This is a genomic window from Clavibacter michiganensis (assembly GCF_016907085.1).
Taxonomy (GTDB): Bacteria; Actinomycetota; Actinomycetes; order Actinomycetales; family Microbacteriaceae; genus Clavibacter; species Clavibacter michiganensis_O.
In genome coordinates this window covers 49269-73379 of the sequence record NZ_JAFBBJ010000001.1, presented here as the reverse complement: position 1 = coordinate 73379, position 24111 = coordinate 49269, and the positions used below count along the sequence as shown (strand labels likewise).

At 72.4% G+C, this 24111-nt stretch carries 18 protein-coding genes and 1 tRNA gene; 3 read left to right on the top strand and 16 right to left on the bottom strand.

Going from position 1 to position 24111, the window contains the following annotated elements:
• Positions 1 to 71: 71 nt before the first annotated feature.
• The 5 genes from JOE38_RS00290 to JOE38_RS00270 all read right to left on the bottom strand — a co-directional run bounded on the left by JOE38_RS00290 (position 72) and on the right by JOE38_RS00270 (position 8224).
• Positions 72 to 899 carry an HNH endonuclease family protein gene (locus JOE38_RS00290; protein ID WP_204577096.1) on the bottom strand — a complete coding sequence of 276 codons (828 nt, stop codon included), beginning with the start codon at positions 897 to 899 and terminating at the stop codon, positions 72 to 74.
• A 145-nt stretch (positions 900 to 1044) separates the two neighbouring features.
• Positions 1045 to 1275: a hypothetical protein gene (locus JOE38_RS00285; protein WP_204574357.1), complete on the bottom strand. Its 231-nt coding sequence runs from the start codon at positions 1273 to 1275 to the stop codon at positions 1045 to 1047.
• A gap of 124 nt (positions 1276 to 1399) precedes the next feature.
• Positions 1400 to 1894, bottom strand: a complete 495-nt coding sequence (locus tag JOE38_RS00280) for a CarD family transcriptional regulator (protein WP_012298114.1) — start codon at positions 1892 to 1894, stop codon at positions 1400 to 1402.
• Positions 1895 to 2212: 318 nt separating this feature from the next.
• A complete protein-coding gene (locus tag JOE38_RS00275; protein WP_204574356.1) occupies positions 2213 to 7591 on the bottom strand; it encodes a discoidin domain-containing protein in 5379 nt (1792 codons plus the stop codon).
• Between the two features lie 557 nt (positions 7592 to 8148).
• Positions 8149 to 8224 (bottom strand) — tRNA-Lys (locus JOE38_RS00270).
• A gap of 154 nt (positions 8225 to 8378) precedes the next feature.
• Here JOE38_RS00270 and bcp point away from each other — a divergent pair.
• Positions 8379 to 8858, top strand: coding sequence for a thioredoxin-dependent thiol peroxidase (gene bcp, locus JOE38_RS00265; protein WP_204574355.1), 480 nt, complete (start codon positions 8379 to 8381; stop codon positions 8856 to 8858).
• Between the two features lie 24 nt (positions 8859 to 8882).
• On the opposite strand, the gene JOE38_RS00260 is transcribed toward bcp, so the two are convergent.
• A complete protein-coding gene (locus JOE38_RS00260) occupies positions 8883 to 9314 on the bottom strand; it encodes a hypothetical protein (RefSeq protein WP_204574354.1) in 432 nt (143 codons plus the stop codon).
• Between the two features lie 245 nt (positions 9315 to 9559).
• Between JOE38_RS00260 and JOE38_RS00255 the strand changes: the two genes are divergently transcribed.
• A complete protein-coding gene (locus JOE38_RS00255; protein ID WP_012037746.1) occupies positions 9560 to 9808 on the top strand; it encodes a WhiB family transcriptional regulator in 249 nt (82 codons plus the stop codon).
• Positions 9809 to 9903: 95 nt separating this feature from the next.
• Here the strand turns inward: JOE38_RS00255 and JOE38_RS00250 are convergent, their stop codons facing one another.
• The 4 genes from JOE38_RS00250 to JOE38_RS00235 form a co-directional block, all read right to left on the bottom strand.
• A complete protein-coding gene (locus tag JOE38_RS00250) occupies positions 9904 to 11406 on the bottom strand; it encodes a sensor histidine kinase (protein ID WP_015489761.1) in 1503 nt (500 codons plus the stop codon).
• Positions 11407 to 11415: 9 nt separating this feature from the next.
• Positions 11416 to 13026: an AAA family ATPase gene (locus JOE38_RS00245; protein WP_204574353.1), complete on the bottom strand. Its 1611-nt coding sequence runs from the start codon at positions 13024 to 13026 to the stop codon at positions 11416 to 11418.
• A gap of 2 nt (positions 13027 to 13028) precedes the next feature.
• Positions 13029 to 13667, bottom strand: a complete 639-nt coding sequence (locus tag JOE38_RS00240; RefSeq protein ID WP_204574352.1) for a hypothetical protein — start codon at positions 13665 to 13667, stop codon at positions 13029 to 13031.
• A gap of 69 nt (positions 13668 to 13736) precedes the next feature.
• On the bottom strand, positions 13737 to 14342 hold the full coding sequence (locus tag JOE38_RS00235) for a hypothetical protein (protein ID WP_204574351.1): 606 nt from the start codon (positions 14340 to 14342) through the stop codon (positions 13737 to 13739).
• Between the two features lie 385 nt (positions 14343 to 14727).
• Between JOE38_RS00235 and JOE38_RS00230 the strand changes: the two genes are divergently transcribed.
• Positions 14728 to 15138, top strand: a complete 411-nt coding sequence (locus JOE38_RS00230; protein WP_307838813.1) for an Rv3235 family protein — start codon at positions 14728 to 14730, stop codon at positions 15136 to 15138.
• A 111-nt stretch (positions 15139 to 15249) separates the two neighbouring features.
• Here JOE38_RS00230 and secA read toward each other — a convergent pair whose 3' ends face one another.
• The 6 genes from secA to mtrA all read right to left on the bottom strand — a co-directional run bounded on the left by secA (position 15250) and on the right by mtrA (position 24028).
• On the bottom strand, positions 15250 to 18075 hold the full coding sequence (gene secA, locus JOE38_RS00225) for a preprotein translocase subunit SecA (RefSeq protein ID WP_204574349.1): 2826 nt from the start codon (positions 18073 to 18075) through the stop codon (positions 15250 to 15252).
• A gap of 198 nt (positions 18076 to 18273) precedes the next feature.
• Positions 18274 to 18963 (bottom strand): ribosome hibernation-promoting factor, HPF/YfiA family, encoded by a 690-nt coding sequence (hpf, locus tag JOE38_RS00220; protein WP_204574348.1) that lies wholly within the window; start codon positions 18961 to 18963, stop codon positions 18274 to 18276.
• Between the two features lie 154 nt (positions 18964 to 19117).
• Complete coding sequence (locus tag JOE38_RS00215; protein ID WP_204574347.1) at positions 19118 to 19936, bottom strand: ComF family protein; 819 nt, start codon at positions 19934 to 19936, stop codon at positions 19118 to 19120.
• A gap of 61 nt (positions 19937 to 19997) precedes the next feature.
• On the bottom strand, positions 19998 to 21725 hold the full coding sequence (lpqB, locus tag JOE38_RS00210) for a lipoprotein LpqB (protein ID WP_204574346.1): 1728 nt from the start codon (positions 21723 to 21725) through the stop codon (positions 19998 to 20000).
• A complete protein-coding gene (gene mtrB / locus JOE38_RS00205) occupies positions 21709 to 23343 on the bottom strand; it encodes an MtrAB system histidine kinase MtrB (RefSeq protein WP_012037736.1) in 1635 nt (544 codons plus the stop codon). Before mtrB ends, lpqB begins: the two co-directional genes overlap by 17 nt.
• A 4-nt stretch (positions 23344 to 23347) precedes the next feature.
• Complete coding sequence (mtrA, locus tag JOE38_RS00200) at positions 23348 to 24028, bottom strand: MtrAB system response regulator MtrA (RefSeq protein WP_119403025.1); 681 nt, start codon at positions 24026 to 24028, stop codon at positions 23348 to 23350.
• Positions 24029 to 24111: the final 83 nt, after the last annotated feature.

Below are 24111 nucleotides of genomic sequence, written 5' to 3'. Positions count from 1 at the left end.
GTGCTCGCGCCGACGCCCGGCCGCGTCGAGCCGAGCGTACGCGCGCGCACCGACGCCGCCCCGGGTGCGCCTCACGAGCAGGCCTGGAGGACCCGGTCGATGGCGGCCCGATCCGCGTCGTCGATCGTCATCCCGTACCTGCTCACGACGAAGGCGAAGCGGGTGACGTACAGGCAGCGGTAGGCCGCGTCCGGCGGGAGCCACGTGCCCGGCCCCTGATCCGACTTGTCCTGGTTGGTGGGCCCGTCGACCGCCTGCAGCTCGTCGAAGTCCGTCGCGAGGCGCTCGCGTCGCTCGTCCGTCCACGACCACGCGCCGTGCTGCCACGCCCAGGACAGGGGCACGAGGTGGTCGATCTGCACGGCCGCGCTCGTGCGCGGTCCGCGCACGAAGTCGATCCGGCGCCCCGTGTACGCGTCGTCGAGGTGGCCGGCGACCACGGTGCAGGTCGGATCGGACGACGCGAAGGCGACGCGGACGAGGTCGCGGACGAGCACGTCGTCGCGCTGGTCGCAGCCGTTCCCGTCGGCGTCCGCCCAGGCCGGGCCGAAGGCGTCGCGGTCGTAGCGCGGGTGGCGCTCGCGCCCGTCGGCGCGGATGGCGCCGGCGATCCCGCGCGCGGCCGCCGCGTCGATCCGGCCGTCCCGCACGAGACCCGCCCGCACGAGCGTGCGCACGACGGCGCCGTCGGGGACGTCCGCGCTGAGGTGGCCGCCGCCCGCATCCGGGCCGAGGGCCGTCTCGCGCGCTCCCACGACCACCGCGACGGCCACGATGGCGACGGCGACGGCCGCGAGGAGGACGCGCAGCGCCTGTCGCCTGTCCCGCGGGAGCCGGACGAGCACGCGCCGCCGTGCAGCTCGTGCTCCGCCATCCCTCCGCCACCCTCGCCCGCCCATCGCGCCCCCGTCCCGGGACATGGGTACACGAGCGCCGCGGCTGCCATGCCGCCGTCGAGGGGACCGTGGGCGCGGAGGACCAGGACGACGCGGGGAGGAGGCGTCAGGCGATGTCCGTCCGTGCCCGCCCCCGGACGGGACCGGATCAGATCAGGGCGCGCGCCGCCCCCGCGAGCTGGAGCACGGCGCCCAGGGACGACGGCCCGGGCGTGTTCTGCCCGGCGGTCGCGAGGCGCACGAGCGCGAAGGCGATCACGGCGATGACCACGACCGCGGCGATCACGTAGATCCATATCCGCAGCCCCCCGCGGGCGGGCCGCAGCGGGTTCTGCTCGAGGGGGCCGCCGTGGTCGGGTCGTTCGGGGTGATCGCGCATGATCGCACCCTACGCCGATGGATGCGCCGATCGACGGGCGCTCCGGATGCGCCGACGGGCGGTCCCCCGGAGTCGGGGGACCGCCCGTCGGCGGTGACGCGCTCGATGGAGCGCACCGGGTGGGTCAGGCGGAGATGCTCTGAGCGAGGACGCCGTCGAGGACGACGGACGCCTCCTCGTCGGTGGACTTCTGCGCGAGCGCGAGCTCCGAGACGAGGATCTGCCTGGCCTTGGCCAGCATCCGCTTCTCCCCGGCCGAGACGCCCGAGTCCTGGTCGCGGCGCCACAGGTCGCGGACGACCTCGCTGACGCGGCGCACGTCGCCGGACCCCATCTTCTCGGTGTTGGCCTTGAAGCGGCGCGACCAGTTGCCGGCCTCCTCCTCGACGTCGCCGCGGAGCACGTCGAACACGGCCTCCACGCCCGAGCTGTCGATGACGTCGCGCAGCCCGACGAGCTCGGCGTTGTCGACGGGCACGTCGATGACCAGCTCGCTCTGGTGGATCTGGAGGGTGATGTACTTCTTGTCGACCCCCTTGATGGTGCGGGTCTTGACCGCGGTGATCGTGGCGGCGCCGTGGTGGGGGTACACGACGGTCTCCCCTACTTCGAAAATCATGCAGTGCTGTCCTTCGATACCTCGAGATGTGTGCCGGAGATGTCGCGCACGCGCATGCACAGCCGCGTGGGCGCCGGCGTCGCGCTCCGCGTCGCACGCCGTGGGCGTGGCCGTGGTGCGTGGCCGGTGCACCGAGATCACCGGCCGCCGCGGCGCTCGGCTAGGGGCGTCCGCGGTGATGGTCCGACCCGTATTCTCTCACGGTTCTCCCCCGACCTCCGACGCGGCCGACGGAGGCGGGGGGGGCGGTGGCATCGGTCGGACGTCGCGACGCCCCACCCCGGACGCGGACCTCGAGCGCACGCCCGCCGCCGGGCGCTAGCGGACCTCGATCTCGAAGATCGAGTAGCCGTACGGCGTCGCGCGCTCGACGCCCTGGACGCGGATGAACCGGTGCTCGCCCTGCACGTCGAACGTCTCGGTGCCGCCCGCTCCCGCCCTCTGGGTGGCGAGCGTCGTGAACGGACCCGCCGCGCTGGTCGCCCCCTGGATCAGGTACTCCGACGCGTAGGCGGCCTCCCACTCCACGGCGACCGACGCGACCTCGGCCGCCCGTCCGAGGTCGACGGTGATCGACTGGTCGTCGCTCGCCTCGCTCGCCCACCGCGACGAGGGATCGCCGTCCACCGCGTTCTCCGCCTTCGTCCCCGGGGCCGCCTCGCTCGTGGCGCTGACCTCCGCGCCCTCGGCCAGGTTCCTCGCGACGACGGTGCCGTCCGCCGACCACACCGAGAGGCCGAACAGCGAGTAGCCGTACGGCGTGGCCCGCTCGACGCCCGTCATCCGCACGAAGCGCGCGCGGGCGTCGACGGCGTGGCTGTCGTGCCCGCCGTCGCCGGCGGACTCGGTGACGACCGTCTCCCAGGCGTCTCCGGCCGCGGCGCGGGTCTGCAGCAGGTACCGGGACCCGTACGCGGCCTCCCAGTCCAGGTCGATGCGCGCGACCGACGCCGCGGAACCCAGGTCGACCTCGATCCAGGCGTCGTCGACGGCCGTGCTCGACCAGCGCGAGGTCGGCGATGCGTCGACCGCGAACACGGCGGGGGTGCCCGCGTTCTCGGTGGACGACGCCGTGACGCTCCTGCCGTACGCCACGTCGGCGAGCGCCCCCGGTGCCGGGACCTCCGGCTGCCCGGATCCACCGTCCCCGTTCGCGCGCACGGTCACCGTCGCCGAGGCCCGTGCGCCGTCGAACTCGGCCGTGACCGGGAACGCCCCCGCGGTCGCGCCCGCGGTGTAGGTGCCGTCGGCGGCGATCGTGCCGCCCTCCGCCGCGAACGACGCGGCGGTCCGGCCGCCGTTGCCCTCGGCGTCGAACGCCCAGGCGGCGAACCCCACGTCCCGCCCGCTCACGACCGCGGGATCCTGCGGGGTGACCAGGAGCTCGGCGGTGTCGATCGCGGAGGCCGACGGGGTCCCGGTCACGCCGAGATCCCAGATCGAGTAGCCGTAGTCGGAGAGGCGCTCGAGCCCGAGGATCCGCAGGTACCGGCCGGTGGCCTCCACGGCCACGTCGTCGGTCGTGGGGGCGGACTTGGACACCGTCCTCACGGTCGTCCACGGACCGTCCGCGTCGTCAGCGACCTGGATCTCGTACTCCGCGGCCGCCGCGGTCTCCCAGCCGACGTGCACCGACGAGATGTCGTGCTGAGCGCCGAGATCGACCCGCAACCACTGCTCGCCCGCGCCGTGCGCGCTCTCCCAGCGCGTGCTGGACGAGCCGTCGACCGCCGCCTCCGCCGTGTTGGCGCCGTCGGAGGTCGACGCCGCGACGGGCTTGCCCCGCGCGATGTCCGTCCCGGGCGCGATGACCGCGACGACCGACGTCCCGGATGCGCCGTCCGCCGAGGCGCGGACGTAGCCGGCGCCCGTGGCGCGGGCGCTCAGCACGCCCGTGCCGTCGACGCTGCCGTCGGCGGTGGTCTCCCAGCTGACCGGACCGGTGCCGATCGGGTCGCCGTACTGGTCGAGGCCGGTCGCGGAGAACGGCGTGGTGCCGCCTTCCGTGACGCGCACGAACTCGGGCGACACCGCGAGGGCCGTCAGGACGGGGCGGGGTGCCACGCGCAGCTCGTACGCGGCCGTCGTCGACCCGGAGGCGGCGGTGACGGTGATCGGATCCGCGTCCTCCGTGGCCGAGAACGTGCCGTCGGCGTCGATGGACCCGCCGCCGTCGACGCTCCACCGCAGGTCGTCCAGGGGGATGGTCGCGCCGTACTGGTCGTAGCCGACCGCGGTGAACCGGAGAATGTCGCCGCGCTGCACGGTCTTCGCGGACTCCGGAGCGGTGACGACGATGCGGTCGAGCGCGGCGTCGAGGTGGTGCTGCACCAGGGTGCGCGCGGGGACCTGGATGGTGCCGATCACCGCGTCGCCGTCGTAGACGTCGTAGCCGGCCTGAGCGTCCGTGCCGTTGAACACGGCGTAGCTGTAGACCCCCGTCCGGGCGTCGCGGTACACCTGGCTCGTCGGGTTGGCCACGTGGCGCGTCAGCACCTCGCTGCCGAGCGAGCGGTTGGACATGGCGTTGTAGTACACCGCGCCGGCCATCGAGTCGCTCGTGACGACGGGGTCCCCCGTCTTCGACAGCTCCGCGTGCATCTCGGCGTAGAAGTCGGGGTCGCTCTGCGCGGTCAGGCCGAGCACCACGTTCCCGAGCGCGTCGCCCATGCGGCTGTAGACGCCGGCGGCCTGCGCGGTGTCGACGCCGCTCTCGTAGCCGGACACGTCGTAGGCGTGCAACGCCCGCTGCACGTCGGGGTCGGCCGTGTAGCCGGTCGAGAGGTAGTCGAAGAGCGCCCAGCCCGGCGCCCACTCGTCCGGGTCCGCGTCCGGGCGATCCGCCGGCGGGGTCGCGGGAGCGAACCCGGCAGGGAGCGACCCCGGCGTCCAGTGCTCGTCGGGGAAGGTCAGCTGGTCGTCATCGCCGACCGCGAAGCGGAGCTCACCGGTGGCGGCGTCGAAGAGCGGATTGGCAGCCACCTCCGCGGTCGTGTGGTCCGGGTTGTTGAGGTAGGCCTTGCGGACGACGTCCTTGAGCGTGTTCACCGAGTCGGTCGGGCTCTTCGTGACGACACCGCCGTACCAGGTGCCGGTGCCGGAGGCCTGCTTGGCCGCGAGACCGAGCAGACCCTCGATCTCGTCCTCCGCCCCTCGACCGACGATCGCGGGGCGCTCGTCGAACATGTCGTCGAGCAGGCTCTTCGAGAAGCCGCGGTCCCAGCCGAGGTAGTTCAGCCACGGCCCGGTCGGCAGCCACTGGATGCCGAAGATCCACGCCGGGTCGCCGCTGAAGTAGGTGGCGAACGCCTGTCCGGAGTCGCCGAGGATGCCCGTGGTGCTGTGCGCGTACGCGTCGGGGAACACGCCGACGCCCGTGCCGTGGGCCGCGTCCGGGTTGCCGTTGTAGTCGAGGTAGTAGTCCATGACCGCGGCCCGCTCGGTGACGTAGCCCATCGCGCCCGTGGCCTGCATCCCGGTGTCGCCGAGCGCCGAGCCGAGCAGGAAGAGGCCGGCCCACGACTGGATCGCCTCGGAGCTCGACTCCTGGTTGTTGCCGGTGCTGGAGCTGTACCCGCCGGCGTAGGAGTGGCCCTCGAATACGTCGAAGGTGCGCAGGTACGGGAAGTCCTCGTCGTCCCTGTCCCAGTTCGCGTACTGCTTGGCCACGAGGGTGGCCATGGGGCCGTACTCGGCCGCCCACTCGGGGTCCTCGAAGGCGAGGAGGCCCGCGGCGAGGGTGAAGTAGCCGTAGTGGAAGTGGTTGTCGGTGAACTCGAGCGATCCGTAGGAGTCGCCGAACCCGACCAGGGCCTTCCACGTGTCGTACCGGGCGAAGAACCTCTCCTGCTCGCCGGGCGCGTAGGTGAACCAGTCGCTGAGCGCGGTCGTCAGCGAGGCCTTGAGCTTCTCGTACGACGCGGTGTCGCCGATCTGCTTCGCCATCGTCATGTACTCGGCGAGCTGCAGGACGTCCTTGCCGCCCCAGTAGGTGTCGCCGCCGTACCCGGTGCGCTCGGCGTAGCTGCGGACGAAGTCCCTCATCACGGCCACGTCGTAGTCGTCGGCGCGCCCGGTCTCCTGCGGCGCGGGCGCCACGGGCGTGATCCCGGTGAACGGGTAGGCGACCTCCCAGCCGCCGTGCCCGACCGCCGTCCTCATGAGGCCGCGCGGCGTCGCGTAGGTGGACGGCGCGAAGTCGATGTTCGTGGTCGTGCTGTTGTACGTGTGGGGCAACCAGCCCTGGACGGTGTCGAGGTCGGTGCCCTGCAGCGCCTCGGTCTCGATCGCGTAGGTCTCGACGACCTCGGCGCGCTCGACGCTGTACTCGTGCTCCATGGTGGTGTCGCGAGGGACGGCGAAGGCGTGCTCCGACATGGCGTCGAGGTCGGCGCCGGTCGCCGGGAGGGCGCTCACCACCAGGTATCCCGCGGTGAGGGAGGCCTCGATCGTGTCACCCGCGAGGTCGAACGAGCTGCCGTGGGGCGCGTGCACGCCGAAGGCGCGGTCGTCCTGGGTGATGGTGAACGCGTCGACCGTCGCGGGGAATCGCAGCGGCGTGCCGTCCGCGGCGGCGAACGTGGCGCCGGCGCCCACGGAGATCCTCGGCACGACGTCCTGGAACTCGAACCAGGCGTAGGGCGCGCCGCGGGCGATGGTGACGTCCATGAACCGGGTCGCGGACTGGGGCATCCGCCAGCTCACGTTCCAGTCGCCCCAACGCAGCGCATCAGCCCGCGTGGCCCGGAACGCGGTGCCGAACCGGTCGCCGATGCCCTCCGGCACGTCGGTGCGGACGATCTGGTCGACGAGCACGTGCGCCCAGCCGGCCGGCATGTCGTCGACGATCTGGATGGTGGCCCTCTGCCCCGCGTGGGCCGTGACGTCCCAGGTGACCCAGCGCAGGATCTCCGACTGCTCGCCGGTGGCCGCCGCGACCGTCGCGCCGTCGATGACGAGGCGCGCCTCGGTGCGGCCCGGGTGGGCTCCGCCACCGACCAGGAGGCTGATGAAGTCGCGGTCCACGGTGAACTCGGGCGAGGTGAGCGTGCCCATGGCGCCGTCGCCCTTCTCGGCGGTGAAGGAGTTGACGAGCCCCTTCCCGAGGTACCCCTCGACCGCGGTCTGCCCCGCCGCCGTCCCCTTCGTCGGGGCGGCGAACGCGTCGCCGGTCGAGGTCCAGCCCGCGGGGAGCGCGGCGTCCTCGAAGCCCGCCATGTCGACGTCCGAGGGGTCGGGCTGCGGCGGCACGCTGCCCTGCACCTGGATCGCCGAGTCGTCGAGCATGCTGGTGCCCTGGTCGTTCCACTCGGTCGGGTACGCGATGCGGGTGCCCCGCTCGGTGTTCGACACGACGAACGGATCGGCCCAGAGGTTGCCCGAGTACCTGCTCACGAGGAGATCCGACCACCACTCGTTGGTGGGGACCGGTTCGCCGCTCATCGACGGATCGATGTACAGCTCCTTGTCCACCACCGCGCTCACGTCGCGCCCCGGACGGTCGAGCGACTTCGGAGGCGCCGCGGCGTAGGAGCCGGCGCCCACCGGCACGGGCGTCGAGGCGCCCGGCGCGGCTGCCGCAGCCGCTGACGCGGCCGGCGCTGCGGGGCTCGAGACGGTGAGGGTGAGCGCGGCCATGGCTGCGGCGACCAATGCGGCGGATGCGCGGAGGGTCGGCAGCGAGGAGGGTCGGATCATCGGTCTCTCTCGGAACGTGGGAGGAGCGGCGGGGAAGGGACGCGGGCGCTGGTGCGCACGGTCCGGCACCGCCGTGACGGAGCACAGCGGGCACGGCGTCAGCGGTCGCCGGGGACATCGCCCCCTCCGCCCTGATCCCGCCCGCTCGATCGCACGTCGATGCCGAAATAATTCTATGAGCCGGGAAATGGGGCTGTCCTAGCCCAGAACGGGGCTGATCCCGTCGAGTCGAGGCTGCCCTCCTCGGGCAGCCTCGCTCGCGCGGGTGCGGCGAGAGCTCCTCCCGCCCCGACGCTCCTCGCACCGTCCGGCGGCGCACGGTCCGCCCGGTCGCGTCCGGCGAGGACCATCCCCGGCGCCGGGTCGGGGCCGCGCGACGACGAGGATCGCGCCCTCGGCCGGGAGGCGCGGGACGAGGAGGATCCGACGGCATCCGCCGCGTCGAGCGATCCGGAATCGCCCCGTCGTCGCGATGGCGGCGTCAGGGACGACCGCGGTGACGGCGAGAGGAAGGAGGAGACCGGCGAATGGGGAAGAGGGGACGCCGCTGGATCTGGTGGTGCACCCCCTCGGACTTGAACCGAGAACCCACTGATTAAGAGTCAGTTGCTCTGCCAATTGAGCTAGAGGTGCAGGTGAGGACCCTGTCGTGCGGGGTACCGGACCGAGAGATGACACTAGCACCACGGCGAGGGCCGACGCGAATCGACGCCGTGGAGCCCCGGATCGGGCGTCGGCCGAGCGGCCCTAGCATGGTCGTCGACACCCGCGAACGAGAGGCTCCCCCATGACCGAGACCACCCGCCTCGAGAAGGGGCAGACCGCCCCGGACTTCACCCTCCCCGACCAGGACGGCTCGCCCGTGAGCCTCTCCGACCTCCGCGGCCAGGACGTCATCGTGTACTTCTACCCCGCCGCGGGCACGCCCGGCTGCACGACGCAGGCGTGCGACTTCCGCGACAGCATGGACTCCCTCCAGGCCGCCGGGTACCGGGTGCTCGGCATCTCGAAGGACCCGCAGGAGGACCTCGCCCGCTTCCGCGAGGAGCAGGGCCTCGGCTTCACGCTCCTGTCGGACCCCGACCTCGAGGTGCACCGCGCCTACGCCGCGTACGGAGAGAAGTCGCTCTACGGCAAGAAGGTCACCGGCGTGATCCGCTCGACCGTCGTCGTGGACGGCGAGGGACGCGTCGCCCTCCCGCTCTACAACGTCAAGGCGACGGGGCACGTCGCGTCGCTGCGCAAGAAGCTCGGCGTCGACGCCTGACGCCCGGCAGCGGGACGCCGCCGCTCAGTCGCGACGACGGGTGGCGGCCATCACCGAGCGCGTGAACAGCAGCACGAACACGAGCACGGACGGCACGATGAGGCCCCACCCGAGGTCCTGACGGGCGTCCGGGCCCTGCAGGCTGCCCACCCCGACGGCGATCTGCAGCACCTGCCACGTCACGGCCGCCGGCCGCACCCAGCTCCGGCCACGCAGGATCCCCCGGACGACGGCGGCCAGGAACACCGCGGCGAGCGCGGCCAGGGCGATGAGCGCGACAGCGCTCGCGAGCGACGCCGGCGTCGAGGTGAGCAGGTCGACGACGAGGAGGGCCGTGACGCCCGCCATGCCGAGAGCCTCCAGCGCGACGACGACCACGAGGAGGATCACGGCAGGAGAACGGCGGGCGGGTTCCGCGGACTCGCGCGGATCGAGGGCATCACCGGTTCCGGTCACAGCACGTTCCCATACAAAGCTATTGATTGATCGTTGGCTCTATGCGACGATATTCGAGGTCGAGTTCGTTCACAGGGTGGTGAGCAGATCCGAAACCGAGCTTACAAGGGACGAATCCCCGAAGCTGAGCATCTCACGAGGAGGGGCCACGTGCCCCGTCCCGATGCGGTTCCCGGACGCCTCGCCCCACCCCCATCCCGCGGCAGATCTGCCGTGCAACGAGTACCGACCCGAGGAGCACCCCTATGGACTGGCGTGACAAGGCAGCCTGCCTGACTGTGGACCCCGAGCTGTTCTTCCCCGTGGGGAACACCGGCCCGGCCGTCGACCAGATCGACAAGGCCAAGGCCGTCTGCGGCCGCTGCTCCGTCACCGAGATGTGCCTGCAGTACGCCCTCGAGACCGGACAGGACTCGGGCGTCTGGGGCGGACTCAGCGAGGACGAGCGTCGCGCGCTCAAGCGCCGCGCCGCACGCGCCCGCCGCGCCAGCTGACGCACGCACCACGCACCACCGACGAGAGCCGGGCCGCCCACGGGCAGCCCGGCTCTCGTCGTCCGGCGCGCTGGTCGACCGGTCGGAGCGCTGGCTCAGGCCGTGACGGGGGCCAGCCAGCGCAGCGGCACCTCGATGGTCACCTCGGTGCCGCTGCCCATGAGCGTGTGCCAGTCGATCGTGCCGCCGAGCTCCCCCTGGATGAGCGTCCGCACGATCTGCGTGCCGAGCCCCGTCCCGACCTTGCCCTCGGGTAGCCCCACGCCGTCGTCGCGGACGCTGACGGTGAGCGTCTCCTCGGTGCGCGCTGCCTCGATGGCCACCTCCCCCGAGCGCCCCGCCAGGCCGTGCTCGACCGCGTTCGTCACGAGCTCGGTGAGCGCGAGGGCGAGCGGCGTCGCGTAGGCGCTCGGCAGCACGCCGAAGCTGCCCAGGATCTTCGGATGCACCCGGGTGTTGTGCGCGGAGGCCACCTCGGCGATGAGCAGCAGCACGCGGTCGAACACCGCGTCGAAGTCGACGTTCTGGTTCAGCCCCTCGCTGAGCGTGTCGTGCACCACGGCGATGGCGCCCACCCGGCGCTGGGCGTGGCCGAGCGCCTCACGCGCCTCCTCCGTGTGCGACCGGCGCGCCTGGATCCGCAGGAGGCTCGCGACCGTCTGGAGGTTGTTCTTCACCCGGTGGTGGATCTCGCGGATCGTCGCGTCCTTGGTGATCAGCTCGCGCTCCTGGTGGCGCAGCTCCGTCACGTCGCGGCAGAGCACGACCGCGCCGACCCGCTCTCCGTGGCTGCGGATCGGGATGGCGCGGAGCGACACGGTGACGCCGCGCGACTCGATGTCCGTGCGCCACGGAGCCCGACCGGCGACGATCAGCGGCAGCGACTCGTCGACCGTCAGCCGCTTTCCGGTGAGCAGGCTGGACGTCGCGTCCGCGAGGGACTCCCCCTCGAGCTCCTCGGAGAAGCCCATGCGGTTGAAGGCGCTGAGGGCGTTGGGGCTCGCGAAGGTCGTGATGCCGTCGACGTCGAGACGCAGGAGACCGTCGGACGCGCGAGGCGCACCGCGCCGGGGACCGGTCGGCGAGCCGAGGTCGGGGAAGTCGCCGTCGGCGATCATCGCGAAGAGGTCGTTGGCGCACTCGTTGAACGTCAGCTCCTGGCGGCTCGGAGTGCGGGTCTCGCTGAGGTTGGTGTGGCGCGTGATCACGGCGATGGGGGTGTCCGTGACCTCGGGGCTGCCCTGCGCCAGGCGACGCAGCACCGGCACGGCCCGCACGCGGGTCGGCGTCTCCTCGTACCAGTCCGGCGCGGACGAGTCGATGATGCGGGCGGTCTCGTGCGCGTCGGTGACCTGCTTGCGCCACTCCGCCTTGATGGGCTGCCCGACGAAGTCGCGGTAGAACAGAGTGGCTGAGCTCGACGGCCGGGCGTGCGCGACCGCGACGAAGCTGCCGCTCACGGTGGGGACCCACAGCACGATGTCCGCGAACGCGAGATCGGCGAGGAGCTGCCAATCGCCGACGAGGAGGTGCAGCCACTCGACGTCCGCGTCGGAGGACAGACCCTGGGCATGCACGAGATCGCTGAGCGTGGACACGGCTACAGCCTATGCGGGCCGGGCGGGCGCCTCCCCCGCCGGATCGACGCCTCGACGCCGGGCGGCTTCCGCACGTCGCACCCGCCGCGGTGCGTCCTCGGGAGGCAGGAGCGTCGTGCGGGTGAAGCGCGACCACTCGACGAGCGCCGGCGACCTCGGTGCGACGTCGCGGAGCGTCGCGCCGGCCAGCACCGCGGCATCGAGCGATTCCCTATCCTCCGGGACGTACGCCGCGGCCTCCACGCTCCCGAACCGGAAGAGGGTGCGTCGCACCTGGCTGGCGGCGTCCCATCCCCCGGCGCTGGGGCGGACCCGGTTGACGAGCACGGAGACCCGCGACGGGTCCACGATCTCCAGGAGCTGCACGTACGCGCGGAAGAAGCGCGACAGACCTACCGTGTCGGCGGAGACGACGGCGACGACGTGGTCCGCGCCGCGCAGCACCGCATGCGTGGCCGCGTTGCGGCGGGGCGCGAACATGTCGCTCGAGATCTCCTCGTCGTCCTCCAGGTTGAACGAGGCGTCGACCACGGTGTAGTCGCGCCAGCCCCGGCACGCCTGCAGCACGGCGGAGACCCGGCCCTCCGCGAGCTCCGGCCACCTGTCCGGGCGCGAGATGCCGGTCAGGACCGAGAACCCCGGCGCCCGCGTCGACGGGTGGTGCTGGGCGATCCGCTCCAGCTCCTGCACCGTGAGGCTGTCGGCCGCGGCGAGGCGGCAGGCGGCGGCGAACCCCGGTGCCTCGTCCAGCAGACCGAGCGTGGCAGCGACCGTCCCGCCGTGGACGTCGGCGTCGACCAGCACGGCCGATCGACCCGCCGCCGCGACCTCGCCCGCGACGGCCAGCGCCGTCGTGGTGCGCCCCGGAGCTCCCTGCGGGCCCCAGACGGCGATGACCCGGCCGGCAGGTCGCCCTCGGCCGACGGCGTCGTCGGCGTCGTCCCGATCCGGCTCCGGGAGGATCGGAGCTGGCACGCGCGGGCGTCGGACGAGCCCGAGACGGGCTCGCAGCGGTCGAGCTCGGCGGTCCGGTGCCGATCGCGTGCGAGAGCTCCCGCCCGAGCGCGAGGAACCGTCGACTCCATCCCGGCCGCCGTGCGGGTCGGCGCGGACATCGGCGTCACGGGCAGGCCGTCCGGCCCCGGCGTCGGCGAGCCTGGCCCGATCGGGTGCGTCGTCCGAGGCGAAGCGCTCGGGAGAGCCCATCTCCAGGTGCGAAGCGACGGCGTCCTCACGTCGGACGCCTGCAGCCGTCCGGCCAGTGGCCGCCCCGAGAGGGCGCACCGAGAGCAGCAGCTCCTCGATCTCGCGCCAGGTGGCACCCTCGTCCACGACCTCGTGGTGTCCGAGCGTCTGCGCGTTGCGACGGTCGGCCTCGCTCGACGCCACCGCGACCGCGCGTGCGCCCCGATCGTCGAGCGCCGCGAGCACGTCGCGGTCGAGCGTCGTCGCGGATGCCGCGATGACCAGGTGCAGGGGGTCGATGGCGGTCGCCCGGACGGCGGAGATCACCTCCGCCGCGCCCGTGACGCGGGCGAGGACCGTGTGACCGGCCTCGACGACGTCACGGAGGAGCGCGTCCTCCACGCGCGGCGGGAGGGCGAGGATGAGGGAAGCCACGCTCAGGCCCCCGCATCGCCGACGGGCACGAGGGTCATCTGGTCGCGCGCGTCGGTGGAGGAGAGGACCGCCGCCACGTCCTCACGCGGCACGGTCACCTGCACCTGCGTGTGGTCCTGATCCGCGACGAAGCCCTCGGGTCGGATGACCTGGGTGACGGTGGCCCCCGAGACGATGACGCGTGGCGCGTCGTAGGCGTTCGTGCCCGAGCCCTTCGCCGCGGCCGCCCAGATGTCGACCACCGTGCCCGGGGCGACGAGGTGGTCGGCGCCCGCCGACGTGGGGATGACGACCGATGCGGTGGTGCGGGCGTCCGCCGACGAGACGGATGACCGTGGGACGAGCTCGCCGGCGCCCACGAAGCGGGTGACGACGAGCCCGTCGGCGGAGTCCGGGGAGACGTAGAGATCGTCGGCGCCGTCGATGCGGACGCGCACGGGCACGAGGTCGGAGGCATGGACCGTCGCCCCCGCGTCGAGGGCGGACCCCGCGGCCATGACGACCACCGACGAGTCCGCGGACCGCAGCAGCGCCACCACTCCGCCGGTGGACACGAGGACCAACACCAACCCGACGATGAAGCGGGGATCCAACCAGACGGGACGGCGCGCCGGACGCGCGGGACGAGGGGTGGGAGGCATGCCGGTCAATGTCGGGGACGGCGCGCGCGGGCGTCGTGCGTTGTCCACATGCCGCCGCGACGCGGACGATCAGACCCGCACCAGGATGATCCCCGCGAGGGGCACCAGCCGGTACCCCGAGACGGCCGACTCCCGGCGAGAGGTGCCCGCCTCGTGGACCGCGACGTCGACGTGGTCGCGGGCGACGCGATCCAGCGTGCCGCCGACGACGGTGTCACGGAGGCGCAGTTCGACGCGCGCCCGACGTCGGCACAGGTCCCGGAGGACGAACGGCAGTCCGATCCGATCGACGATGCCGCGTTCCGGCGGGAGCTCGGAGACGGGCGCGAGGCTCGACCGCACCTGCTCCCGATCCAGGGCGAGCGCGTGGATGGACGCGAGCGGGAGGATGCACGCCCGCTCCTCGTGCGACGGCGCATCGCCCGGGACGGTGAGCTCCCCCGACAGCCAATCGCGTCCGAGCACCTTGGCACGGAGGTCGATCCACGTGCCGTCCGACAGCGACAGGCGCAGCGGTCGCGCCTGATCGGACGCGGTGAGGGCCCTCAGGCGGTCGCGCATGACGGTACGCGCGACGCGCACCCGCTCCTCCTCCGCGCGCTGGTCCCGCTCCTCGGCGAGCCGCGCCGTCTCCCACTGACCCTCGAGGTCGTCGAAGAGGTTCTCCCACCTCATCGGTCGCCGGCCCCCGGCGTGGGGAGCGAGCGGCGCGGCGGCGGGGACGGCTGGCACATCCGGGTCACCTTGGGTCCCTTCCTTGAGATCCGCTCTCAGTTCTCCACATCTTGTGCGCTGGACGTGCGCCGAGCCTCTCGCACTGTCACAGTTGACAAGTCATCGTGGTCCCCCCGATCGGGGGGGAGCACCGGGATGGGAGTGACGCATGAGTGAAGCAGTGCCACGGGAGGATCTCCCTGACCGCCGGAGCACCGTCGCCGGGAAAGCCGAGGGCGCATCCACCCGTCGTCCCGGTGCGCGCAAGCCCGCAGCAGCCCCCTCGAAGGCGACCAGCCCGGCGGCCGGTTCATCCTCCGCGACCGCACCCGCGGCCACAGCGACCGTGCGCGGCACGGTCCGCAAGCGCTTCGATGTGGACGACTTCTTCGGGCGCCAGCCCTGCAGCAGCGAGGACCTCCCTCCGTCCGGTCCGCTGCTCGAGAACCTCACCCGCTGCGTCATCGAGATCCTCGCCGGAGCCCGCGAGCTCGACCAGATCGCCCGCTGGGTCAGCGACGACGTCTACCGCCACCTCCTCAAGCGCGTGGTCCTCAGCGCTCGGGCCCGGCGCACGAAGGGGCAGTCGGTGACCCGACCGGTCTTCACCATCGGCACGGTCACGTCCTTCTCCCCTCGGGACGGCGTCATCGAGGCCGTCATCGTGGTCCATGGACGAGCACGAGCCCGTGCTGTCGCCATCCGGCTCGAGGGCCTCGACCGACGCTGGCGCGCGACGGCCATCAACGTCCTCTAGCGACTCCCCGACACCACGAAGGGCGCGCCTCCCGCGGGAGGCGTGCCCTTCGTCGTGTGACAGGCCACCAAGACCTCGGGCCGACAGGCGACCTGTCGGCCCGAGGACGACCTACTTCCGCCGATCGGCCTTGCGGCGCTCCTCGCGGTTCTGCGGAGCGGCTGCCGGTGCACCGGTCGGCTGGCCGAAGGCACCGCGGGCAGGCGGACCCTGCGGGGTCTCCGGCTCGTCCTCGCCGACGAGCACGGCGTCCTCCGCCTGCTGGTCCTTCTGCGCCTTCGCGGTCGCCGCCTTCTCGATCTGGCCGCGCTGGTTGCGCACCTCGACACCGCCGTCGTCCGTGGGAGCGGTGTAGCGGAGCTTGTCCGCCGTGGCCTGGTTCGCCGCGAGGCCCTTCGCCTGGATGCGCGGGCCCACCGACTCGGCATCCGCGGGAGCCTGCACCTCGACCTCCAGGTTGAACAGGAAGCCGACGGTCTCCTCGCGGATCGCGCCCATCATCTGCTGGAAGAGCGCGAAGCCCTCCCGCTGGTACTCGACCAGAGGATCGCGCTGCGCCATGGCACGGAGGCCGATGCCGTCCTTCAGGTAGTCCATCTCGTAGAGGTGCTCGCGCCAGCGGCGGTCGATGACCGAGAGCACCACGCGACGCTCGAGCTCCCGCATGGCGGCCTCGCCGAGCTGCTCCTCGCGCTTCGAGTAGGCGAGCTTCGCGTCCGAGAGGATCTCGCGGCGGACGAAGTCGCGGTTGACGCGGCCCTTGCTGCCGGCCTCCGTGATGACCTCGTCGATCGTGATGGAGATCGGGTACAGCGTCTTGAGCTCGGTCCAGAGGGCGTCGAAGTCCCAGTCGTCGCCGTTGCCCTCCCCGATGTGCGAGTCGAGCACGTCGTCGATGACGGTCTCGAGGAAGCGCTGCGAGCGCTCCTGGAGGTCATCGCCCTCGAGGATGTGGCGCCGGTCGCCGTAGATGGCCTCGCGCTGGCGGTTGAGGACGTCGTCGTACTTGAGCACGTTCTTGCGGATCTCGGCGTTGCGCGCCTCGACCTGGCCCTGCGCGCTGCGGATCGCACGGCTGACGACCTTGGACTCGATGGCCACGTCGTCCGGGACGCTGTCGCGGCCCATGAGGCTCGCCGCGGCGCCGTTGTTGAACAGGCGCATGAGGTCGTCGGTGAGCGACAGGTAGAACCGGCTCTCGCCCGGGTCGCCCTGACGGCCGGACCGGCCGCGGAGCTGGTTGTCGATGCGGCGCGACTCGTGGCGCTCGGTGCCGAGGACGTAGAGGCCGCCGGCCTCGATGACCTTCGCGGCCTCCTCGTCGACCTCGGCCTTGACCTGGGCGAAGACGTCGTCCCACTCGGTCTCGTACTGCTCCGGGGTCTCGACCGGGCTCAGCCCGCGCGCGTTCATCGCGGCGACCGCGAGGAACTCCGCGTTGCCGCCGAGCATGATGTCGGTGCCGCGGCCGGCCATGTTGGTGGCGACCGTGACGGATCCGAGGCGGCCGGCCTGGGCGACGATGGCGGCCTCGCGCGCGTGGTTCTTCGCGTTCAGGACCTCGTGGCGGACGCCCTTCTTCGCGAGGAGCTTGGAGAGGTACTCGCTCTTCTCGACGCTCGTGGTGCCGACGAGGACGGGCTGGCCCGCCGCGTGACGCTCCGCGATGTCCTCGACGACCTGCTCGAACTTCGCCTTCTCGTTCTTGTAGATGAGGTCGGACTGGTCCTTGCGCTGCATGGGCCGGTTCGTGGGGATCGGGACGACGCCGAGCTTGTAGGTGCTCATGAACTCGGCGGCCTCGGTCTCGGCCGTACCGGTCATGCCCGAGAGCTTCTTGTAGAGGCGGAAGTAGTTCTGCAGCGTGACGGTGGCGAGGGTCTGGTTCTCGGCCTTGACCGCGACGCCCTCCTTGGCCTCGATGGCCTGGTGGATGCCCTCGTTGTAGCGACGGCCCATGAGGATGCGGCCCGTGTGCTCGTCGACGATGAGCACCTCGCCGTTCATGACGACGTAGTCCTTGTCCTTCTTGAACAGGGCCTTGGCCTTGATGGAGTTGTTGAGGAAGGAGATGAGCGGCGTGTTCGCCGACTCGTACAGGTTGTCGATGCCGAGGTGGTCCTCGACCTTCTCGATGCCGGCCTCGAGGACGCCGACCGTGCGCTTCTTCTCGTCGACCTCGTAGTCGACCTCGGGCACGAGGCGCTTGGCCACGGTCGCGAACTCCGTGAACCAGCGGTTCGCGTCGCCCGCGGAGGGGCCCGAGATGATGAGCGGCGTGCGGGCCTCGTCGATGAGGATGGAGTCGACCTCGTCGACCACGGCGAAGAAGTGGCCGCGCTGGACCATGTCGGACGCCTGCCACGCCATGTTGTCGCGCAGGTAGTCGAAGCCGAACTCGTTGTTCGTGCCGTAGGTGATGTCGGCGGCGTACTGCTCGCGGCGCTGCTGCGGGGTCTGGCCCGCGAGGATCACCCCGGTGGTCATGCCGAGGGCGCGGAAGACGCGGCCCATGAGCTCGCTCTGGTAGCTCGCGAGGTAGTCGTTGACCGTGATGACGTGGACGCCGCGCGAGGCGATGGCGTTGAGGTAGGCCGGGAGCGTGGCGACGAGGGTCTTGCCCTCGCCGGTCTTCATCTCGGCGATGTTGCCGAGGTGGAGGGCCGCGCCGCCCATGATCTGGACGTCGAAGTGGCGGAGGCCGAGCGTGCGACGGGAGGCCTCGCGGACGGCGGCGAAGGCCTCGGGGAGGAGGTCGTCGAGGGACTCGCCGTTGGCGTGGCGCTCGCGCAGCTCGACGGTCTCGTTCTTGAGCTCCTCGTCGGTGAGGTGCGTGAAGTCCTCCTCGAGCTGGTTCACCGCCTTCGCGTAGTTCTGCAGCTTGCGGAGCGTGCGCCCCTCGCCGACGCGAAGGACCTTCTCGAGTACTGAGGCCATCGGTGTCTCCCTGCGTAGATGGGCGGGCGCCGGATGACGACGACCGCCGTGACGGCGCGCGGATGTCGCCGCCGACGAGCTTCGCCATAGTACCGGCTCGTCCGGCCCTCATCCCGGGAGCGCGCTGACCCGTGCACCCGGCGTCATGCACGAGGCCCCGCACGCCGGAGCGTGCGGGGCCTCGTCGGGAGGAGCGGGTCAGCGGCGCAGGGACCGCGATCCGGCACCCGCACCCGCGAGCTCCTGCTCGCCCTCGGCGAGGCCGATGACGCCGTAGTCCCAGCCCTTGCGGCGGTAGACCACGCTCGGACGGTCGGTCTCCGCGTCGATGAAGAGGAAGAAGTCGTGACCGACGAGCTCCATGTGCTCGAGGGCCTGGTCGACGGTCATAGACTGCGACGGGAAGACCTTGGTGCGGATGACCACGGGGCAGTAGTCGTCCTCGTCGACGGGCTGGTCGACCGGTGCGACGCTCTTCCCGTTGACGCGCTCGATGAGCTCGGCGTCGGCCGGGTCGAGGTCGATCTGCGCGAAGCCCTCGGTGGCGGCCTCGTGCAGCGAGACCGGCCGGTGGTTGCCTCGATGGATCTTCTTCTTGTCCTTGGCGCGGCGCAGCCGTTCGAGCATGCGGCCGAGGGCGAGGTCGAAGGCGGCGAACTTGTCGGCGGCGCTGCTCTCGGCGCGGATGACGGGGCCGGGGCCCACGAGCGTGATCTCCACGCGGTCGTCCCCGGCGGATCCGCCGGACTTCTCGCTGTGCCGCGAGACCTTGATGTCGAGAGAGATGGACTTCTCGGCGAGCTGGACGATCTTGTCGGCCTTCTCGGTGGCGTACACGCGGAATCGGTCGGTGATCTCCGCGTTGCGGCCGGTGATGTTGATGTCCATGACGTACCTCCAGATCATGACGCGTCGCCCGCTGGAAGAGGGCGATCACTTTCACGCCTTTCGGGCGAGCCTAGACCTCGGGCTCCTCGCAGCGCGAGGCATCCGGCGGGTGGATCGCGGGCGCATCGGACATGCACAGGGAGCGACGGGTCGATCAGCGTGCGCGTGACGCTGCGCCGAGGGAACGACCGGGGACGGCCGTGAGGACCGCGCACGCGACGACCTCGCCTCCCGCGCTCCGGATGGCACGGCAGGTCTCGCGGAGGGTGGCGCCCGTGGTGAGGACGTCGTCGACCACGAGGACGCGGCGGCCGGTGAGGTCGACGCGCGCCGCGAGGCAGCCGTCGACGTTGGCCGCGCGCGCGGCCACGCCGAGGCCGGCCTGGTCGGCGGGCCGGCGGGTGAAGCGGAGCGGGTGGCGCCGCAGCCCCGTCACGCCCGGCGCCCGCAGCGGGACGATGCCGGCGCGGGCGAGCAGGACCTCGACGGGCGCGTAGCCGCGGCGCCGGAGGGAGGCAGGGGGCGACGGTACCGGGATCACGTCGAGGGCGCGCGCGGGAGCGGCGGCGGGACCGGCCTCGCGCTCGGCCGCGGAGACCGCCGCGCGGACGGCGCGGATCAGGGTGGCCGCCGACGCGCGCGCGGCGTCCGTGCGGCCCTCCTCCTTGAGGGCGGACAGGAGCCGGGGCCAGGGCGGGGCGTACGCGCTCCCGCAGCCGACCGGCACGACGACCGCGGGCACGCGACCGCGGGGTGACGGCACGGCGGGCAGCGCGAGCGACCGCACGAGGGGCGGGCACGGGATGGCGGCCAGGCAGACCGGGCACACCGCGCGGTCCGGGGCGCCGCACCCGGCGCAGGTCACCGGGGCGACGACCGCGAGGGCGTCGAGCAGGGCGGAGCGGAGCGCGGGCAGGAGGCGGGAGGACGGGGAGGACGGGGAGGGGGCGAGCTGCCCGGGCACGGGGATCACGCGCGCAGGGTCGCACGGGCCGGGCCCCGGATCGGCGGGCGCGGCGGATCCGTGGAGGGCGTCAGCGCTTGGTCGCGACGAAGGAGACGCCCGTGGCCGTCTGCTGCCACGTGCTGCCCCGCGGCGTGAGCAGGGCGCCCGCGCTCGTGAGGACGCGCAGGCCGCTCTCGTCGTTCGCGCCCGTGATGGAGACGCCGTCGGCCGCCGACCCCATGTCCTTCGACGGACCGCCCACCTGGTGCAGCTCCACCTGGCGCTCGCCGTCGGGCGCGAGGGTCAGGGTGGCGACGTCGAGCTCGTCGACCCACGTCGCGTCGAGCGGGGTGCCGGGCGACGCCAGGAGCTCGAGCGGCGTCGTCGTGAGGGAGGTCGGGACGCCGTCGTCGCGCACGATCGACGCGACGAGCAGCTGCGGCCCGGCGCCCGTCTCGAGCTGCACGAGGACGCGGGCGCCGTCGCGCGCCACCTCGAGGGAGACGACGCGGCCGGTGGCGGTCCAGCTGACGGTGACGGGGTGGCCGACGCCGTCGGGGCCCCACGCGACGAGCCCGCGGGGATCCGACGCGGGCGTCGACCAGACGTAGCCCTGGGCGTCGAGGGACGGCGCGACGAGGCCCGGGCGCGTGTCCAGGAGGACGGCGTCGCGGTCGCCGTCGCCCACCGACCAGACGCCGGACGCGTTGCGCACCGCCGCCTGCCGGCCGTCCGCGCTGAGGGTCGCCGCATCGGCCCCGAGGGCGGCCACGCGCGTGCCGAGCGTGCCGAGGGGGGCGACCTCTCCCCCGCCGAGGTAGCCGAACTGGCCCTGCGCGAGGACCAGCGGGCGCGACTCGGCCTGCGGGTCCTTGACCGGGCCGCGGCCGCCGAGGTCCGACACGGTGAGGGGCGTGCCGTCGACGAGCATCTGCACGTCGAGCACCGACGGGATGTTGGACAGGCTCTGCCGCAGCTGCAGCTTCATCCGCTGCTGCGTGACGCCGTCGGCCGCGCGCGCCTCCGTCGAGAGGTCGACCTGCGGCGTGCCGCCCGCGGTCGTGACGGCCGAGGACGCCAGCCTCGTGCCCTCGGGGAAGGCCGTGACGACCGCGGGCTGGGACAGCCACGGCGACGGGCCCTGGAGGAGCGACTTCACGATGCGGGTGCTGACGCTCTGGGACGCGCGCGTGACGAAGAACCGGAGGTCGGGCACGAGGAACGAGAACGTGGGGTCGAAGAAGTAGAGGGCGTGCGCGCTGAAGATCTCGCGGAAGTAGGTGGAGCGCAGGGCGATGCCGTCGGGCGCCTTCGCGATGCGCCACTCGCCGCGCTCCTGCACGAGCTGGAAGGACAGGTGGGTCTCCTGATCGCTGCCGACCTCGCGGTAGTGGCCCTGCCCGTCGACCGTGGCGATGGTCGTGACGGAGTAGCTGTACGTGCCGTCGACCTCCTCCGAGGTGGTCGCCTGGCCCTCCCAGACGACGACGCTCGCGAACGGATCCCAGCGCGACGCGAAGTCGGACGAGAGGAACTGGCGCGCGACGCCGTACTGGTCGGCGGAGCTCGTGGCGGCGTCGACGAACCCGGCGATGACGTCGTCGGGGCCGTCGCCCGCCTGCGGGCCGTCCGGCTGGTAGCTGACGCCGGACTCGTCGGTGACGGTGGCGGGGTCGCCCTCGGAGACGGGGCCGCCGGACGGGATCGAGACGCAGCCGGAGAGGAGCACGGCGCAGGCGGCGACGAGCGCGACGGAGGCCGCGCGGGCCGAGCGCCGGGGCGCGCGGCGCGGGCGGGGATCAGGTGCTGGGGACACGGGCGTCCTCCTCGTCGGCGCGGTCGTCCGCGGGGTCGTCGGGCGGCAGCGCGACGGGCGAGCTGTCGAGGGGGACGTCGGGGCGCCGGGGCAGGGTCAGGCGGAAGCAGGATCCCTCGCCCGGCCGCGACCACAGCTGCAGCCAGCCGTGGTGCAGGTTGGTGTCCTCCAGCGAGATGGCGAGGCCGAGGCCCGTGCCGCCCGTGGTGCGCTGGCGCGACGGATCCGCGCGCCAGAACCGGTCGAAGACGTGGCCCATCTCCTCGTGCGTCATGCCGACGCCGTAGTCGCGGACGGCGAGCGCCACGGCGTCCCGGTCGCTGTCGACCGTGATGACGATCGGGCGGCCCTCGCCGTGGTCGACGGCGTTGCCGACGAGGTTCGTGACGATGCGGCGCACGCGCCGGGCGTCCATCTCGGCGTCGAAGTAGCCGCCGGGGGCGACCAGCCGGAGCTCGGAGCCCTTCTGCGCGGCGAGGCCCTCGAACTCCTCGATCGAGTCCTCGACGAGCCGCACGAGGTTGGTCGGCTCGGTCACGAGGTCCACCGCGCCCGCGTCGAAGCGGCTGATCTCCAGCAGGTCGGCGAGCAGGGTCTCGAACCGCTCCACCTGCGTGTGCAGCAGCTCGGCGCTGCGGGCGGCCGGCGGGCTGAAGTCCTCGCGGAGGTCGTAGAGCACGCCGCCCGCGAGCCGGATCGTGGTGAGCGGCGTGCGCAGCTCGTGCGAGACGTCGGAGACGAAGCGCTGCTGCAGCTGCGAGAGGTCGGCGAGCTGCGTGATCTGCGACTGCAGCGAGTCGGCCATGCCGTTGAACGAGCGCGCGAGCGTCGCGATCACGTCCTCGCCCTTGACCGGCAGGCGCTCCTCGAGCTGCCCGGCCGCGAGCTTCTGGCTCGTGTCGGCGGCGACGCGGATCGGCGCCACCACCAGGCGCACCACGAGCCACGCGATCGCCCCGATGAGCACGATGAGGAAGAGGAACGCGAGGAGGATCGTGCCGGCCACGAAGTCGAGGGTCTGCTGGATGTCGCCGAGGTCGTAGACGAGGTACAGCTCGTAGCGGCCGGCCGACGGGATGTCGATGCTCGAGCCGACGACGATGCCGGGGCTCGTGGCGCCCTGGTCGCCCACCGGGATCGCCACCGACTGCCACTGCTGCGTGCCCGTGCCCTCGCCGACCGCGCGACGGAGGTCCGCGCTCAGGAGGCTGTCGACGTAGTCGGCGGTGGACGCGTTCTGCAGCACGTTCCGCGCCTCCGTGCCGGGCGTGCGGCGGAAGGCGAAGTCGGAGAGGTTGATGGCGCTGCCGCGGAGCTCGTCGAAGACCTGCGTGCGCAGCTGCTCGAGCTCGGTCTGGTCGCTGGCGTCGGACGACGTGAACTGCTCCTGCATCCGGCTGGTGGCGCTGTTCGACTGCTGCAGGACGGTGTCGAGGCGCTGGCGGAAGAGGTCGCTCGAGATGCTCTGCGTCATGAGCACCCCGATGAGCAGCACCGTGACGCCCGAGAGCGCGACCGTGATGAGGACGGTGCGGAACTGGAGGGACACCGACCAGATCCGGGTGAGGCGGCGCGGCCACGACCTCCAGTCGACGAGCCACACGGGCAGCGGGCGCATGGGGCTAGGCCGCGGCCCCCGCGCGGTAGCCGACGCCGCGGACGGTCATGACGATGCGCGGGTTGTCCGGGTCGTCCTCGACCTTCGCGCGCAGGCGCTGCACGTGGACGTTGACGAGGCGCGTGTCGGCCTTGTACTGGTAGCCCCAGACCTGCTCGAGCAGCATCTCGCGCGTGAAGACCTGCTGCGGCCGGCTGGCGAGCGCGTGGAGGAGGTCGAACTCGAGGGGCGTCAGGTTGATCCGCTCCTCGCCGCGGCGCACCTCGTGGCCCTCGACGTCGACCACGAGGTCGCCGACCTGGAGGAGCCCGGGCGACGCGGCGGCCGCGGGGCGCAGGCGCGTGCGGATGCGGGCGACGAGCTCCTTCGGGTTGAAGGGCTTGACGATGTAGTCGTCGGCTCCGGACTCGAGGCCCTTGACGACGTCGGCCGTGTCGGACTTCGCCGTGAGCATGATGATGGGGACGCCGGACTCCGCGCGGATGAGGTCGCACACCTGGATGCCGTCGAGGCCGGGGAGCATGAGGTCGAGGAGCACCAGGTCGGGCTTGCCCTCGTGGAACGCGGCGAGCGCTTGGCCGCCGTCCCCGCAGAAGGAGGGCTCGAAGCCCTCGGTGCGCAGGACGATGCCGATCATCTCGGCGAGCGCGGTGTCGTCGTCGACCACCAGGATCCGTGCTGTCATCTGAAGGTGTTCCCTGTCCTCGTAGGCCCCCAGGGTAGCCGGTGGATCCGCGGCATCGGCCGGGCCCGTCCGGCGCGGGACTT